The sequence below is a fragment of the Streptomyces sp. NPDC016851 genome (assembly GCF_055562795.1).
Genome location: NZ_JBVHEP010000002.1, coordinates 298,295 through 312,943, shown reverse-complemented (window position 1 = coordinate 312,943; position 14,649 = coordinate 298,295). Strand labels below are relative to the sequence as shown.

Sequence of the window (14,649 nt, the reverse complement as noted above, 5' to 3'; positions counted from 1 at the left end):
TTGGGGAGGTAGGCGGCGGGGTTGGTGTGGGCGAGTTGGCGTCGGATGCGTACGGCTTCGTGGGCGGGTTCGAGGGCGCCTTGGCGGTCTCCGGTCCCAGCCAGGTGGGCGGCGAGGTTGTTGAGTGAGGTGGCGAGGTTGGGGAGGTAGGCGGCGGGGTTGGTGTGGGCGAGTTGGCGTCGGATGCGTACGGCTTCGTGGGCGGGTTCGAGGGCGCCTTGGCGGTCTCCGGTCTCAGCCAGGCGGTTGGCGAGGTTGTTGAGGGCCATGGCGAGGTCAGGGAGGTAGGCGGCGGGGTTGGCGTCGGCGAGTTGGGTGTAGTGGCGTACGGCTTCGTGGGCGGGTTCGAGGGCGGCTTGGCGGTCTCCGGTGTCGGCCAGGCGGATGGCGAGGTTGTTGAGTGATCCGGCGAGGTTGGGGAGGTAGGCGGCGGGATTGGTGTGGGCGAGTTGGGTGTAGTGGCGTACGGCTTCGTGGGCGGGTTCGAGGGCGCCTTGGCGGTCTCCGGTCTCGGCCAGGCGGACGGCGAGGTTGTTGAGTGAGGTGGCGAGGTCGGAGAGGTAAACCGTGTCTCTGTCAGCCAGGTCCCTGTAGATGTCGGCCGCCTCGCGGGCGAATTCCACGGCAGCCGTGTGATGCGCGTTCCCCGACAAGGCGACGGAGACCTCGAACAGCGCCTCCGCCAGGTGCGGCAGCGCGTTCTCCCGGTCCCACACCACAAGGTCACGCAGCATGTCGATGCCCGGCCCCGGGGCGCTGGCCCAGGCCGCGTGGTGGGCCAGCCAGGTCCGTACGTACGGATCGGCCCGCTCCCAGCCGCCGGCCTCGGCCTGCCGCTTGAGGAGGTCCACCACCGCCCGCAGGACGACCACCTCGGCGGCCGCCCCCTCGGGTCCCTCGCGTCTCCTCAGATGTGAGACGAACTCCCGGTGATACAGCCGGTACACGGCCTGTGCGCCCGAACCATCCTCGACGATGTAGCGGCCGTAGGCGGACAGGACCCAGTCCACGTCGCCCTCGTCGTAGACGGCACCCTGCCCGCAGAGCGCCGAGGCCACGGCCTCCCAGACTCCGCCCGCGGGCATGCCCCGGCCGGCGGCCCACGCGAGCGCCGTGAGGAGGTCCCGCGCCGCCGAGGGGAGTTCGGTGCCGTCGTCGCGTACCCGCCGTGGGCCGGAGCGCAGGTCCTCCTCGAACGCGGCCTCCACGGAGTCGGGCAGCCCGGCGAGCAGGTCCTCGGTGTCGGTGGGCCCGTCGAACTCCCCGCCCGAGCGGTCCCGGAGGTCCCCGTGCTCTCGAAGCCGTGCGACGAGGAAGCCCGTGACCAGCCGGGCGAAGAGGAACCCCCCGTCCCGTGCCGTCGCGCGGTCCGCCAGGGCCTCGGCGACCCCGGCCCCGTCGACCTCGGCGGCCTCGCAGCGTCGCCGCACGTACTCGGCGATGTCCTGCCGGGTGTCCGGCTCGGCCTCCAGGTCCACCGTCGTGACGCTGTCACCGATGTGGCGGACCAGGGCGTCCGGCAGCGTCTCGCCCTCCTTCAGCCTGCCCCGGAAGGGCCGTTCCCGGGAGCCGACCAGCACGGGGAGCATCCGGCTCAGCGGAAAGACCAGCTCCTCGATCACGCCCTGGGTGTGCTCGGCCGGCACCTCGTCGAGACCGTCGAGGACCAGGACGGGAGGCGTCGGAAGCTCGCGCAGCTCCGCTCTCAGGGCGTCCGCGTTCCTCGGCTCGCGCAACCCCAGCCGGGCGGCGAGTTCCGCGGCGGCCTGTGTCGCGTCCAGGCCCCGCAGATGGACGGCCGCGAAGGTCCGGGCGTCCCGTGCACCCGGGTCCGGGTCACCCTCCCTGAGGGCTCCCTGCCGCTCGGCCTCCGCGCGCTGCTCGGGGTCCGCGAGTGTCGCGATACGGCCGAGCACCGCCGACTTGCCGCACCCGGCGGGCCCGGTGACCAGGAAGAGACCGGGAGTCGCGGCCTCCATCCACCCGATGATCTTCCCGAGCACCTGCCGCCGTCCGCTGAAGAACCAGCCCTCCTCCCGGTGCCCCACGCCGCGCGCGGCGAGCACCAGGTGCTCCACGAGGGTCGGTGCGGTACCCGGCCGGGCGAGGGGGTTGGGAAACGCGGGGCGTTCGTCGCCCACGGCGGCGCGTGCGGGCCGCTGGCCCTCCGCGTCCCATCTGGTCGGCAGTGCCCTCAGCAGCTCGACACCACTGACCAGCTCGTTGTGCGCGCTCCACGCACTCAGGTACTCGTCCGTCCGCGGGCCCTCCCGCAGCACCGCCGCCAGTGCCCGCAGCAGCGGGCCGTCGCCGTCCGAGACTTCGTTGCGCTGGCAGCTCGCCATGCTGCCGAGCCACTTGGTCCGGCCGGGCGGAAGGGAGATCTCGGACCAGTGTTTCAGGGCGGTTCGGACACCGTCCCCGACACCGTCTCCCGCATAGCAGGTGTCGACGACCACCAGGATCTGATCGGCCTCCGAGGAGACCGCGTATCCGATGAGCTCTTCCGTGGACACGCCCTGCTTGCGTATCCGGACGTTCCGCGTCCCCACATGGTCGCCGGGCTTCAGATCGCTGAGGACGAGCCGCAGTTCGTCGTCGGCGAGGACGCCGTGCCCCGACCAGAGGATCAACGCGGGCTTGCGGCCCCCCGAGCGCCGCCAGCCCTCGCTCCACTCCTCGATCTCCCGGTCGAAGGCAGCCCGGTCCGGGTTCCCCCCGCCCACCAGCCGCACGTCGAAGCCCAGCCCTTCGAGGAGGCCGGCGATCTCCTCCATCTGGGCCTTGGCGCCCACGAGCTGGGGGAAGGTCCGAGAATCGTCGTACGACTCGCACACCACGCACAGCGCGGTGGCCCTGAACTCCGGAGCCTCATTCACCCTCGGTGCCCTCTTCCCCCTCGTGCTCCATCACCAGCGTCAACGCCGTCACCGAGGCTTCCGGAGCGTGCCGTGCGCGGACCCTCAGCCGGTGCGGTCCGGGTGCGAGACCGGTGAGCGGTGCGGTGTAGCGCCCGTCGCCCCGGTTGCGCAGCGAGCGTTCGGGGCCGTCGTCCACGCTCAGGGCGAGTGCCAGCTCGTCGTGCCCGTGGACGTCCCTGGGGACCGACACCTCGACTTCCGCCGCCTCGCCTTCCGCCAGCACTTCCGGCGCGCGCACCCCGAGTGGCGGTGCCCCCGCATCCTCCGGACCGCGGTGCACCGGCAGCTCTGGTGTCAGCCACGCCCACACCGCCCAACGGACGGCGGAGTTGTTCTGCAGCGAACCGTGCTGTTCCCACGGGGTGTACGCGGGTCGCCGTACGCCCGTGAGATGGGCGCTGGACAGACGGGGCACCCGTCCGTCGCCGCCCTCGTCCGCGCCACCGATGGTGAACAGTGGCGAGAGCCGGCCGTCGGCCCCCGGCCGGGCCGTGGTCGGAGTCGGCTGCAGAACCCCGCTCACCGGCAGGTACTCCACCCCGTACGCGGCTCCCGTCCGGGACTCGCGCAACGCCGAGTGGAACAGCGCCGCGTCCTTGAGCAGGGCTTCGTCCACCCCCGGCAGCCCGGTGACCTCACGCGCGTAGCGGAGCTCCCCCGCTTCCGTGCCGTCACCCTCCAGACACGCGTAGTCCGGGGTGAGCTGATGCAGGGACGGCAGGCTGCGTGCGAATCGCGCCAGATTCAGCCGAAGCGGGCCGAACCCCGGCCGCAGGCCGTTCACCAGGTACAGCAGGGCGTCCAGCGAGCCCCGGTACGGCGTCCCGAGCGTGATCACCCGACGGGTGACCTCCGCGCCGCCGCCCAGCTCGACGTACTGCCGGGTCACCAGCCCGCCCATCGAGTGGCACACGAACACCACCCGGGCCTCCGCCCGCCCGGCGTCGGAGGCCCGCCAGCGGTCGAGTTCCTCCTCCACCCGCTCGCCGAGCCGTTCGGCGTTGTACCGGCAGGAGAGCCGCCAGTCGTAGGAGAAGTCCACCAGGTTGACCGGTGTACGAGGGTCGTCGCCCGGCAGTCGGCGTCGCAGGGTGAAGTGCCGCTCCAGCCAGTCCAGCAGCCCGTTGTAGCCGTCGACGAGCGGCCCGACCCCGGGCAGGGCGTGCAGATCCGGCATCGGCCCGGCGGGCCGCACGCCGTCACCGGGGTGGTCGTCCACCAGGTCGGAGGGGAGGACCAGCCGGGTCACGGACCTCCCGAAGGTCCTGATCCCGCGCAACAGGGCCTTTCCCGAGAGCCCCCATAACTCGTTCCCGTCCGCGTCCGTCAGCCGGCTGCCCATGATCCCCGGCACTACGACCACGAGATCGTCGACCCGGCCGCGCTGTGTCGTCATGCCGCCCCCGTATGTGCGCGTCGTGCTGTGAGGGGGTCAGCGTAATGACGGCGGAGTCGGCCGGACACGAGGAATGCGAAACTTGTCCGCACGAAACACGAAAGACGAAACGCGCTCTGGCCTGCGTGGAGAAGGGGTGACGCCGACCATGGTCGGCGTCACCCCTTCGTACTCCGCTACGAGCTACGAGCTACGAGCTACGGGCTACGGCAGCGCCAGCATCCGCTCCAGCGCCAGCTTCGCGAACGCCTCCGTCTCCTTGTCCACCTCGATGCGGTTGACCAGGTTGCCCTCGGCCAGCGACTCCAGGGTCCAGACCAGGTGGGGGAGGTCGATGCGGTTCATGGTCGAGCAGAAGCAGACCGTCTTGTCGAGGAAGACGATCTCCTTGCCCTCGGGTGCGAAACGGTTCGCCAGGCGGCGGACCAGGTTCAGCTCCGTGCCGATGGCCCACTTGGAACCGGCCGGCGCGGCCTCCAGGGCCTTGATGATGTACTCCGTCGAACCGACGTAGTCCGCCGCGGCCACGACCTCGTGCTTGCACTCGGGGTGGACCAGGACGTTCACGCCCGGGATGCGCTCGCGCACGTCGTTCACCGAGTCCAGGCTGAAGCGGCCGTGCACCGAGCAGTGGCCGCGCCACAGGATCATCTTCGCGGCGCGCAGCTCGTCGGCCGTCAGCCCGCCGTTCGGCTTGTGCGGGTTGTAGACGACGCAGTCCTCCAGGGACATGCCCATGTCCCGCACGGCGGTGTTGCGGCCGAGGTGCTGGTCCGGCAGGAAGAGGACCTTCTCGCCCTGCTCGAAGGCCCAGTCCAGGGCCCGCTTGGCGTTCGAGGAGGTGCAGATCGTGCCGCCGTGCTTGCCCGTGAACGCCTTGATGTCGGCGGACGAGTTCATGTACGAGACGGGCACGACCTGCTCGGCTATCCCGGCCTCGGTCAGCACGTCCCAGCACTCGGCGACCTGCTCGGCCGTCGCCATGTCGGCCATCGAGCAGCCGGCGGCGAGGTCGGGCAGGACGACCTTCTGGTCGTCGGACGTCAGGATGTCCGCCGACTCCGCCATGAAGTGCACGCCGCAGAACACGATGTACTCGGCCTCCGGGCGGGCGGCCGCGTCCCGGGCCAGCTTGAACGAGTCACCGGTCACGTCGGCGAACTGGATGACCTCGTCGCGCTGGTAGTGGTGGCCGAGTACGAAGACCTTGTCCCCGAGCTTCTCCTTCGCCTTGCGGGCGCGCTCCACCAGGTCCGGGTCGGACGGCGAGGGCAGGTCGCCTGGACACTCCACGCCCCGCTCGCTCTTCGGGTCGGCCTCACGGCCGAGGAGCAGCAGGGCGAGGGGCGTCGGCTGTACGTCGAGCTCCTGGGTTTGGGCGGTGGTCACGACACGCACCCTTTCTGTTCCGCGACTTTTCGTCGAATTGACGCTATCTATCATAACTGCTTCACGTCACTTTGACGATGGCCATAGCGTCTGTGTGACGTGAATCCCGGTGAGCCGCCGTTCATTCCCGGGAAGGCCGGGAAAGAGCCGTTTTCCGGTTCCGGGCGCGTGTGCGAGCATGAAAAGGAGCCGAGATCGAGCGCCCGGCCCGGAATGAATCCGCGGCCCCGCCGGTTGGACCCGTCGGCAAGCAGTCTCCGTACAACCCGGGAGAGATGTAGATGTCCGTATCGGACGAGACCACCACCGTCAGCGACGGCATCATCCTGACCGACGCCGCCGCGGACAAGGTCAGGACCCTGCTCGACCAGGAAGGCCGCGACGACCTCGCGCTGCGCGTCGCCGTCCAGCCCGGCGGCTGCTCCGGCCTGCGCTACCAGCTCTTCTTCGACGAGCGTTCCCTCGACGGTGACGTCGAGAAGGACTTCGGCGGTGTGAAGGTCGTCACCGACCGCATGAGCGCCCCGTACCTGGGCGGCGCCACGATCGACTTCGTGGACACGATCGAGAAGCAGGGGTTCACGATCGACAACCCGAACGCGACGGGCTCCTGCGCCTGCGGCGACTCCTTCAGCTGAGCCAGCCAAGCCGCTTCCCGCGGCCGCGGACATGACGAAGGCGGCGGCCCCCTGCGAGGGGGCCGCCGCCTTCGCGCTGTGCCGTGCCGTACTACCGCGTGTGCGTCGGGGGAGCCGGCAGCCGCGCGCCCTCCTTGGCCAGCGGGACGCCCTTGCCGTCCGAGCCCACGACCGCGCGGTCACCGAGCGGCTCGTCCAGCTGCACGGTCTTCTGGAACTGCTTCGCGATCATGATGCAGACCTTGCCCGGCCACGGGGTCGAGGTCACCGTGACCTTCACCTCGTCCCCGCTCTCGCTCGCCTTCACGTCGTAGTCGGAGCACACCCCGCCCGTGAAGGTCACGGTCAGCTCAGAGCCCTCGGCCCGGTAGCCGTCCACCTTCACGTCACGCGGCTCGGGAGCAGAGGTCGGCTTGTCACTCGGCCCGCTCGGCCCGCTCGGCGTCGAGGAGGCCAGATACTTCGGGTCGACCGCCGGGTACGTCACCGTGAACGGGTCCTTCGCGCCCGGCGCCGTCACCTCGAACAGCCAGGACGGCACCAGCGCCTGCCGCCCGTCCACGAAGTGCGAGGCCAGCCCGAACACCGCGTTCCGCACCGTCACCGCGTCCTGCTCGGGAGCGCCGCTCGCCGACGACTCGCAGGGCTGCTCCAGCCGGTCCTTCAGCGGCACGGGGCTCGCGCAGCCGCCGATGCCCATGCGGTGGTCGCCCGTCGGCCGCTTCTCCATCAGCTTCAGCGCCTCCTCGGCGCCGACCACGGGGTACGTGTCGCCCTTCACCGGCGTCTTCAGCTGACCGCTGCCGCCGACGACCTCGCCGTCCGGGCCGACCGTGACCCCGGTCGTCCAGCCGTGCGTCGGCAGTCCGCCGACCTCGGGAGCGGCGTTCACCACCCGCTGGGCGCCCATGACCTGGCTCATGTCGAGCTTCGCGTCGTCCTGACCCAACGCCTTCAGCACCGGCGCCGCGGCCTTCTCGGCCTCCGCCTCGCTCACCGGGCTGCCGCCGGAGCCCGGAGCGGTGCAGGCGTCGGTGCCCTTGCAGTCGTCGGTGCCGGGGGCGTACCGGTTGAAGGTCCAGGCGCCGGGTGCCTGCCTGTTCACCTGGAGGCTCGGCCCCGAACCGTCCTGACCGGCCCCGACCTTCCAGGCCTCGCCCTGCGCCACCGGAGTCCCCTCGACCCCGAGGGCCTTCGCCAGCCGGGCCACGTCCTCCTTGGTGACCTCGCCCCGCGCCCGGTACACCGGGGCTTCTTCGGGGCCGTCCGGGAGCGGGCCGTCCACCCGGTAGGTGGCGCCGTAGGGGTTCGGTTCACCGGGCGCGATGCCGTTGCCGCCGCCCGAGGTGGATTCCGAGTAGCCGTCGAGTGCGAGCGGCGGGGGAGTGCCGTCCCCGGCGGGCGCTCCCGGCGTCGAACCGCCACCGCCACCGGAGCCGCCCGAGGCGTTGGCCGCGAGCCAGGCCCCACCACCGCCGATCAGCAGCACGGCGGCGGCGACGGAGGCGATGATCGCGGGCGTCCGCGACCGCCCACTGCCCGGACGGACCGGGTGCTCCTCGTCGCGGGGCACGTCGCCGTCGGGGGCGGGGGGCGCTTTCTCGGGTGCTTCCGGGGCCGGGCCGGATTCCTCGGCGTCGGCACGGTCCCCGTCTCGGTCCGCGTCTTCGTCCGTCTCTTCGGCCGCCGCGGGCGCCTGGTCCGTCTCTTCGGCCGCTGCGGGCGCGTCGCCCGTCTTTTCGGCCGCCGTGGGCGCGTCGTCCGTCGGCTCCGGCTCCGAAGCCGACGCGTCCTCACCTGATGTCCCGGAAGCCTCGGCGGTCTCGATCGCCTCCGAAGCCTCAGCAGCGTCAGAAGCTTCAGTGGCTTCAGTGGCCTCATCGGTCTCTGCGGCCTCAGTGGCCTTTGCGGCCTCAGAGGCCTTCGCCGCCTCAGGGGTGTCCGCCGAACCCCGCTCCTCGACCTCCGGGGTGTCGGCGGATCCGGCGCCGCCCACTTCCCTGGCGTCGTCGTCGTTGTCGGGTCGCTCGGTGTTCACCGCATCGCTCCTTCGGCTGCACAGCTGTCCCATGGGACCCGGCCCGGTCCGACACGGGCAGCTGTCGGGTCGTATCCCGCCTCCCCTTTACGGGGGACAGCGATGGGACGCAGCGGGGGAGCGCACGGTTCCCTGCAGCGCGCCGCTCAGTCCCCGTAGTCCGACATCGCGTCGAGCAGCCGCGCCGACGCCGGGGGGACGGTCACACCGTGGATCAGGGCCGGGGAGACCGGCCGGGGGGCGACCCGGTCGGGAGCCGCCCAGTGGGGTGCCATCCGGGCGCCGTCGCCCGGCAGCGACGCCAGGTCGCCTTCGAGATCGACCGGAACGGGCACCTGGACCTTGAGGTTCGTCATATCCGCACCGTAGGCACGCCGGACCTCACGGAGAAAGATCTACTATCGGGTAGTTTTCATGCCTTCAGAGCGGCCCCGTCCACCCGATAGCGTGAAGCGTCAAGGTCCGCCTCCCACAGGAGAGTCCACGCCGTGCGCATCGCAGTCACCGGCTCCATCGCCACCGACCACCTCATGATCTTTCCCGGCCGCTTCGCCGACCAGCTCGTAGCGGACCAACTGCACACGGTTTCGCTGTCGTTCCTGGTCGACAAGCTCGACGTACGCCGCGGCGGCGTCGCCGCGAACATCGCGTTCGGAATGGGTCAGCTCGGCACCCGCCCGATCCTGGTCGGCGCCGCGGGCGGGGACTTCGACGACTACCGGGCCTGGCTCGACCGGCACGGTGTCGACACCGAGTCCGTCCACATCTCCGACACGCTGCACACCGCCCGCTTCGTGTGCACCACCGACGCCGATCACAACCAGATCGGCTCCTTCTACGCCGGCGCCATGAGCGAGGCCCGCCTCATCGAGCTGAAGACCGTCGCCGACCGCGTCGGCGGTCTCGACCTGGTCTCCATCGGCGCGGACGACCCAGAGGCCATGCTCCGCCACACCGAGGAGTGCCGCTCCCGGAACATCCCGTTCGCCGCCGACTTCTCCCAGCAGATCGCCCGCATGGAAGGCGAGGAGATCCGCATCCTGCTGGACGGGGCGACGTACCTCTTCTCCAACGAGTACGAGAAGGGCCTCATCGAGTCCAAGACCGGCTGGACCGACGCGGAGATCCTGTCCAGGGTGGGCCACCGGGTGACCACCCTCGGCGCGCAGGGCGTGCGCATCGAGCGGGCCGGCGACGACCCGATCGAGGTCGGCACCCCCGACGAGGAGCGCAAGGCCGACCCGACCGGCGTCGGCGACGCCTTCCGCGCCGGGTTCCTCTCGGGCCTCGCGTGGGGCGTCTCCCTGGAGCGTGCCGCCCAGGTCGGCTGCATGCTGGCGACGCTCGTCATCGAGACGGTGGGGACGCAGGAGTACCAGTTGCGGCGCGGGCATTTCATGGAGCGGTTCACCAAGGCGTACGGGGACGAGGCCGCGGCGGAGGTTCAGGCGCACCTGATCTGACCGTCGCCGTCTGCGGGCGCGTGGGGGCTGGTCGCGCAGTCCCCGCGCCCCCAAAAAAGGCGCGTTCAGCTCACCCGGCGGATCAGGTACGCCGTTCCCTTGTCCGCCGGCTCCTCCCCGACGTACTCCTGGTTCCTCATCTCGCACCACGCCGGGATGTCGAGCCGCGCCGCCTCGTCGTCCGACAGCACCCGGACCAGGCCGCCCACCGGCACGTCGCCGATGACCTTGGCCAGCTCGATCACCGGAATCGGGCAGCGCTTGCCGAGGGAGTCGACGACCAGGACGTCCTCCTCGCGGGCGACCTCGGAGGCGACCGGCGCCCCCAGCTTCTCCCGCACCGCCGCCACGGCCCCGGGGAGGACGGTCAGGAACCGCTCGACCTCCTCCTCCGCCGTCCCCACCGGCAGCGAAACCCGCACATTCCCCTCACTGAGTACGCCCATCGCCCGGAGCACATGGCTCGGCGTCAGCGTGCTGCTCGTGCAGGACGATCCGGACGATACGGAGAAACCCTCCCGGTCCAGCTCGTGCAGCAGGGCCTCCCCGTCGACATAGAGGCAGGAGAAGGTGACGACGCCGGGCAGCCTGCGTACAGGGTCGCCGACCACCTCGACGTCCGGCACGGCCTGCGGCACCCGCACCCGGATCCGCTCCGTCAGCTCCCGCAGCCGCGGGGCCTCCTCGGCGGCCTCGGCCCGTACCGCCCGCAGCGACGCGGCCGCCGCCACGATCGCCGGGATGTTCTCGAAACCGGGCGCCCGCCCCGATTCCCGCTCGTCCACCGGCCCTTGTGGCGCGAATCGCACACCCTTGCGGACGACGAGCAGCCCGACCCCCGACGGGCCGCCCCACTTGTGGGCGCTGGCCGTGAGCAGCGACCAGTCGCCCTCCACCGGCCCCCATCCCAGCGACTGCGCCGCGTCCACCAGCAGCGGTACACCCGCCGTCCGGCACACCTCGGCCACCTCGGTCACCGGCTGCTCGGTCCCCACCTCGTGATTGCCCGACTGCAGACAGGCCAGCGCCGTGTCCGCGCGCAGGGCGGCCGCGTATGCCGACGGCTCCACCAGGCCGGAGCGGTCCACCGGGATCTGTGTGACGGTCCCTCCGGTGGCCTCGAGGAGCTCCGCCGAATGCAGTACAGACGAATGTTCGACTGCTGACACGATCAGGTGGCGCCCGACCCGCCGCCGCCCGGCCAGCGCCCCGGCAATCCCCGTATGCACGGCACGCGTTCCGGACGACGTGAAGATCAGCTCGTCCGGCCGGCAGCCCACCGCCTCGGCAGCGGCCTCCCGCGCCGCGTCCAGCAGCACCCGGGCACGCCGTCCCTCCCTGTACAGACGCGCGGGATCCGCCCACCCTTCGTCGAGGGAGGCCTGAAGGGCCTGCCGGGCGATCGGATGAAGCGGAGCAGCGGAAGCAGCGTCGAAGTAGGCCACACCCCAACGCTAGAACGCCGACCAGGGAGACGTCCCTCAGGGGCGCGGGGAACTGCGCGAACGGCCACGACGAATGCCGCACCCGCCAATCAAGCGAACACCCCGACTCAGTAGGCACCCCTCCCCGAGAACCCCCGGAGGGCGTCGGCTAGGGTTTGGTCCGCATAAACATCCAAACCCCTGCCCGACGCAGGGCGGCGACCGACCAGCGAGAAGGCCAGGCCGCAGCCGATCCGCGCGGGCGAGACTCTCGGGAAGGCGCTACGTGAGTCCCAACGGCTCCGACCGCTCGCCGCGGCGCCCGATGCGGCGGAAGCTGCTGCAGGCACTGACCGCGGGCCTGGTCTTGGCGACAGCCACCGGTTGCTCGTACAACTGGGAAGACTTCCCCCGCCTTGGTATGCCCACCCCGACCACGGAAGAGGCTCCGCGGATCCTCTCCCTGTGGCAGGGGTCCTGGGCGGCTGCGCTCGCCGTTGGCGTGCTGGTGTGGGGTCTGATCCTGTGGAGTGCTTTCTTCCACCGGCGCAGCCGCACCAAGGTCGAGGTTCCTCCGCAGACCCGGTACAACATGCCCATCGAGGCGCTGTACACCGTGGTCCCGCTCATCATCGTCTCGGTGCTGTTCTACTTCACCGCCCGTGACGAGTCCGAGCTGCTCAGCCTCAAGAAGAAGCCCGACGTCACGGTCAACGTGGTCGGCTTCCAGTGGAGCTGGTGCTTCAACTACGTCGAGCCGGTCGCCGGTTCCACGGGTGACGCCAAGAAGTCCCCCGAGCTGGACGCGATCCCGGACCGGTTCAAGAAGGACTTCCCGGCGAACGCCGGCGGCGTCTACGACTGCGGCACCCCCGGCACCCGGAACCCGCAGACCAACAACCCGGGTCCGACGCTCTGGCTGCCCAAGGGCAAGACCGTCCGCTTCGTCCTCACCTCGCGTGACGTCATCCACTCCTTCTGGGTGGTGCCGTTCCTGATGAAGCAGGACGTCATCCCGGGCCACACCAACGCCTTCGAGGTGACCCCCAACAAGGAGGGCACCTTCCTGGGCAAGTGCGCCGAGCTCTGCGGCGTCGACCACTCTCGGATGCTGTTCAACGTGAAGGTCGTCTCCCCCGAGCGCTACGAGCAGCACCTCAAGGACCTCGTGGACAAGCAGCAGAACGGTTACGTTCCTGCCGGCATCGCGCAGACGAGCCACGAGAAGAACCGGGAGACGAACAACCTGTGAGCATCCTCAACGAACCCCAGGGTGCCGCGGCAGCAGGGTCCCACTACCAGGACGAGCTGCCGGTCAGGCGCCAGAACCGCGGCAGCGTCGTGGTGAAGTGGCTGACGACGACGGACCACAAGACGATCGGCACGCTGTACCTGGTGACGTCGTTCGCGTTCTTCGTCATCGGTGGCGTGATGGCGCTGTTCATGCGCGCCGAGCTCGCCCGGCCCGGTCTGCAGATCATGTCGACCGAGCAGTTCAACCAGGCGTTCACGATGCACGGCACGATCATGCTGCTGATGTTCGCGACGCCGCTGTTCGCGGGCTTCGCGAACTGGATCATGCCGCTGCAGATCGGCGCGCCGGACGTGGCGTTCCCCCGGCTGAACATGTTCGCCTACTGGCTGTACCTGTTCGGCTCGCTCATCGCGGTGGGGGGCTTCCTGACGCCGCAGGGCGCGGCCGACTTCGGCTGGTTCGCCTACAGCCCGTTGTCGGACGCGGTCCGCTCCCCGGGCATCGGCGCCGACATGTGGATCATGGGTCTGGCCTTCTCCGGCTTCGGCACCATCCTCGGCTCGGTCAACTTCATCACCACGATCATCTGCATGCGCGCGCCCGGCATGACGATGTTCCGCATGCCGATCTTCACCTGGAACGTGCTGCTGACCGGTGTCCTGGTCCTGCTGGCCTTCCCGGTCCTGGCCGCGGCCCTGTTCGCCCTGGAGGCGGACCGCAAGTTCGGTGCCCACATCTTCGACTCCGCCAACGGCGGCGCGCTGCTCTGGCAACACCTCTTCTGGTTCTTCGGCCATCCAGAGGTGTACATCATCGCGCTGCCGTTCTTCGGGATCATCTCCGAGGTCATCCCGGTCTTCTCCCGCAAGCCGATGTTCGGTTACTCGGGTCTGATCGGCGCGACCATCGCGATCGCGGGTCTGTCCGTGACGGTGTGGGCGCACCACATGTACGTCACCGGCGGTGTGCTGCTGCCGTTCTTCTCCTTCATGACCTTCCTGATCGCGGTCCCGACCGGTGTGAAGTTCTTCAACTGGATCGGCACCATGTGGAAGGGCTCGCTGTCCTTCGAGACGCCGATGCTCTGGGCGACCGGCTTCCTGATCACCTTCACCTTCGGTGGTCTGACCGGTGTCATCCTGGCCTCGCCGCCGATGGACTTCCACGTCTCCGACTCGTACTTCGTGGTGGCGCACTTCCACTACGTCGTCTTCGGCACCGTCGTGTTCGCGATGTTCTCCGGCTTCCACTTCTGGTGGCCGAAGTGGACCGGCAAGATGCTGGACGAGCGCCTCGGCAAGATCACCTTCTGGACGCTGTTCATCGGCTTCCACGGCACGTTCCTGGTCCAGCACTGGCTGGGTGCCGAGGGCATGCCCCGCCGGTACGCGGACTACCTCGCGGCCGACGGCTTCACCGCGCTGAACACGATCTCGACGATCAGCTCGTTCCTGCTCGGCATGTCGCTCCTGCCGTTCTTCTACAACGTCTGGAAGACGGCCAAGTACGGCAAGCCGGTCGGCGTCGACGACCCGTGGGGCTACGGCCGCTCCCTGGAGTGGGCGACCTCCTGCCCGCCGCCGCGGCACAACTTCATCACCATGCCGCGGATCCGCAGTGAATCCCCGGCGTTCGACCTGCACCACCCCGAGATCGCCGCTCTCGACCAGCTCGAGAACGTCGGTCACGGCGAGAAGGCCATCGCTGGTGGCAAGGAGGCCGGCAAGTGAAGATCCAGGGCAAGATGTTCATGTGGCTGAGCGTCTTCGTCCTCGCCATGGCTGTGGTCTATGGCGTGTGGTCGAAGGAGCCGGCCGGTACCACGGCCCTCTTCCTGGCCTTCGGCCTGTGCATCATGATCGGCTTCTACCTCGGCTTCACGGCCAAGCGGGTCGACGTCGGTGCGCAGGACAACAAGGAGGCGGACGTCGCGGACGACGCCGGCGAGGTCGGGTTCTTCAGCCCGCACAGCTGGCAGCCGCTCTCCCTGGCCATCGGTGGCGCCCTCGCCTTCCTGTCGATCGCGATCGGCTGGTGGCTGATGTACTTCTCGCTGCCGATCATCCTGATCGGCGTCTGGGGCTGGGTCTTCGAGTACTACCGCGGTGAGAACCGCACCCAGTAA

The 14,649-nt window shown here is 70.0% G+C and carries 11 protein-coding genes; 5 read left to right on the top strand and 6 right to left on the bottom strand.

Annotated features, from left to right (window positions below):
- From ACZ3I3_RS04130 to nadA, 3 genes are all read right to left on the bottom strand, one after another.
- Positions 1-2,879 (bottom strand): tetratricopeptide repeat protein (locus tag ACZ3I3_RS04130; RefSeq protein WP_467362355.1); only part of this gene is annotated, 2,879 nt, incomplete at its 3' end.
- The gene (locus tag ACZ3I3_RS04125) at positions 2,872-4,317 is read right to left on the bottom strand and encodes an alpha/beta hydrolase (RefSeq protein ID WP_467362354.1); all 1,446 of its coding nucleotides are present in this window, start codon (positions 4,315-4,317) and stop codon (positions 2,872-2,874) included. The genes ACZ3I3_RS04130 and ACZ3I3_RS04125, both read right to left, overlap by 8 nt.
- Positions 4,318-4,521: 204 nt before the next feature.
- Positions 4,522-5,706, bottom strand: a complete 1,185-nt coding sequence (gene nadA / locus ACZ3I3_RS04120) for a quinolinate synthase NadA (RefSeq protein WP_356924417.1) — start codon at positions 5,704-5,706, stop codon at positions 4,522-4,524.
- 281 nt (positions 5,707-5,987) lie between these two features.
- Here nadA and ACZ3I3_RS04115 point away from each other — a divergent pair, with 281 nt between their 5' ends.
- Positions 5,988-6,344: a HesB/IscA family protein gene (locus tag ACZ3I3_RS04115; RefSeq protein ID WP_086851802.1), complete on the top strand. Its 357-nt coding sequence runs from the start codon at positions 5,988-5,990 to the stop codon at positions 6,342-6,344.
- Between the two features lie 91 nt (positions 6,345-6,435).
- On the opposite strand, the gene ACZ3I3_RS04110 is transcribed toward ACZ3I3_RS04115, so the two are convergent.
- Both ACZ3I3_RS04110 and ACZ3I3_RS04105 read right to left on the bottom strand, forming a co-directional pair.
- Positions 6,436-8,382: a hypothetical protein gene (locus ACZ3I3_RS04110; protein ID WP_467362352.1), complete on the bottom strand. Its 1,947-nt coding sequence runs from the start codon at positions 8,380-8,382 to the stop codon at positions 6,436-6,438.
- A 146-nt stretch (positions 8,383-8,528) separates the two neighbouring features.
- On the bottom strand, positions 8,529-8,738 hold the full coding sequence (locus ACZ3I3_RS04105) for a hypothetical protein (protein ID WP_467362350.1): 210 nt from the start codon (positions 8,736-8,738) through the stop codon (positions 8,529-8,531).
- Between the two features lie 132 nt (positions 8,739-8,870).
- On the opposite strand from ACZ3I3_RS04105, the gene ACZ3I3_RS04100 reads away from it, so the two are divergent.
- Entirely contained in the window at positions 8,871-9,845 is a 975-nt protein-coding gene (locus tag ACZ3I3_RS04100; protein ID WP_467362348.1) for a carbohydrate kinase family protein, read from the top strand.
- 65 nt (positions 9,846-9,910) lie between these two features.
- Here ACZ3I3_RS04100 and ACZ3I3_RS04095 read toward each other — a convergent pair whose 3' ends face one another.
- Positions 9,911-11,290, bottom strand: a complete 1,380-nt coding sequence (locus tag ACZ3I3_RS04095; RefSeq protein WP_467362346.1) for an aminotransferase class V-fold PLP-dependent enzyme — start codon at positions 11,288-11,290, stop codon at positions 9,911-9,913.
- Between the two features lie 265 nt (positions 11,291-11,555).
- On the opposite strand from ACZ3I3_RS04095, the gene ctaC reads away from it, so the two are divergent.
- Genes ctaC through ACZ3I3_RS04080 form a run of 3 tightly spaced genes read left to right on the top strand, consistent with a single transcriptional unit; the run spans position 11,556 to position 14,649 of the window.
- Positions 11,556-12,521 carry an aa3-type cytochrome oxidase subunit II gene (gene ctaC, locus ACZ3I3_RS04090; RefSeq protein ID WP_359201219.1) on the top strand — a complete coding sequence of 322 codons (966 nt, stop codon included), beginning with the start codon at positions 11,556-11,558 and terminating at the stop codon, positions 12,519-12,521.
- Entirely contained in the window at positions 12,518-14,254 is a 1,737-nt protein-coding gene (gene ctaD / locus ACZ3I3_RS04085) for an aa3-type cytochrome oxidase subunit I (protein WP_467362344.1), read from the top strand. The genes ctaC and ctaD overlap by 4 nt, the downstream gene beginning before the upstream one ends.
- Entirely contained in the window at positions 14,251-14,649 is a 399-nt protein-coding gene (locus ACZ3I3_RS04080; protein WP_356929770.1) for a cytochrome c oxidase subunit 4, read from the top strand. The genes ctaD and ACZ3I3_RS04080 overlap by 4 nt, the downstream gene beginning before the upstream one ends.